Source organism: Streptomyces phytophilus (genome assembly GCF_013870535.1).
Classification (GTDB): Bacteria; Actinomycetota; Actinomycetes; order Streptomycetales; family Streptomycetaceae; genus Streptomyces; species Streptomyces phytophilus.
Genome location: NZ_JACBXC010001388.1, coordinates 1 through 1518, shown reverse-complemented (window position 1 = coordinate 1518; position 1518 = coordinate 1). Strand labels below are relative to the sequence as shown.

Sequence of the window (1518 nt, the reverse complement as noted above, 5' to 3'; positions counted from 1 at the left end):
CACCGTCGCCTCGGCCGCCAAGTACCGGGCCGCGGAACTGGCCCTGGACACCGCCGGGTTCGCCCTCGGCCTCTTCGGGCCCGGTGCCCGGCTGGACCACCCGCTGCTCGACAAGCTGCACCGGGACGCCCGCGCCTTCGAGTTCATGGAGGGCACCGGCACCATGCAGCGGCTCAACCTCGCCCTGGGCCACCGGAAAGGCAGGATCCTCGATGACTGACGTCAAGGAGCACGGCGACCCCGCCCCGGGCCCCGCCCCCGCCCCGCCCGCCGACCTGCGGGTCCGGCTGCGCGGACTGGCCGTCCCCATCTGCCTCGGCGTCGTCACCGGCCTCGGCGCCCAGTTCGCCATCTCGGCGCTGCTGGGCAACATGGGCGGCGACGCGCTGTACATCCGGGCCCTGTTCATCCCCATCTCCTTCTTCTTCCTGGCGCTGGAGGAGGGCATCGAGATCAGCAGCCAGGTCGTCTCCGCGCGCCGCCGCGGCGCCGACGCGGGCGACGACTCGCAGCCGCCGCTGGTGCGGATCGGGGCCATCGCGCTCGGCTGCTTCGCCGTCGCCGCGGCGGTCATCGCGCTGGCCGCGCCGCAGATGGCCGCGACGCTCGACGTGGACGCCGCCTCGCACGACGACTTCGTGCTCTTCGCCCGGCTGGTGGCCGCCTCGTTCCTGCTGGCCGTGCTCACCTCGGTGGTCGCGGGCACGCTGCGCGGCTGGGGCAGCGCCCGGTCGGCGTCGGTCATCACCGTCGCCGTCGCCGGGATGCAGGTGCTCGGGGTCTGGCTCCTCGGCTTCTACGCGGACATGGGCGTCTTCGCCGTGCCGGCGTCGATCGCCGGCGCCTCGGTGGTGGGCCTGACCTCGGGGCTGATCCTGCTGGCGCGCACCGGCCTGCTGCGCCTCCGCGGTCCCGCGGAGCCGCTGAAGCAGACGGTGGGGATCCTGGTCACCGTCGGCGTGCCGGTGGCGGTCTCGTACCTCTTCATCGCGGGCATGAACTACACCTCGCTGTGGGTGCTGTCGGACTTCGGCTCCGACGCCGTCGCCGGCTACGGCGGCGCGCACGCCATCCAGGTGCTGTCGCTGTCGCCCGCGATCGCGCTCGGCTCGGCCGTGGCCATCACCATGAACCAGCTCCTCGGCGCCGGCGAGAGCCACCTGCTGCGGCCCGTCCTGCGCGAGGGCGTGCGGTACGTGCTGATGGTGTACGCGCTGCTGGCCGTCGCCGGCTTCGCGCTGGCCGGGCCGCTCGGCAGGCTGATGAGCGACGACGGCGGCACCGCCGCGTTCACCGACGACTACCTGACGATCGTCGCGCCCAGCTGGCTGGCGTTCGGGCTGCTCAACATGGTGACGATGAGCCTGCAGCAGGTACGCAACGGGCACATCACCATCGCCTCCGACATCGTCTACCTCGGCGCCGTCAACGTCGGCGGCGGGCTGCTCGCGCGCGCCGTGGACCACGCGGAGGCGTACTTCGTCGCCCTGGCCGTCGGCAACGTCGTCATCGCCGGGC

At 73.3% G+C, this 1518-nt stretch carries 2 protein-coding genes; both read left to right on the top strand.

Going from position 1 to position 1518, the window contains the following annotated elements; all coding sequences use genetic code 11:
• A partial coding sequence (locus tag H5J30_RS32635) for an acyl-CoA dehydrogenase family protein (protein WP_220189577.1) occupies nt 1–220 on the top strand: 220 nt, incomplete at its 5' end.
• The coding region (locus tag H5J30_RS32630) for an MATE family efflux transporter (protein ID WP_181791283.1) at nt 213–1518 on the top strand (1306 nt) is incomplete at its 3' end. The genes H5J30_RS32635 and H5J30_RS32630, both read left to right, overlap by 8 nt.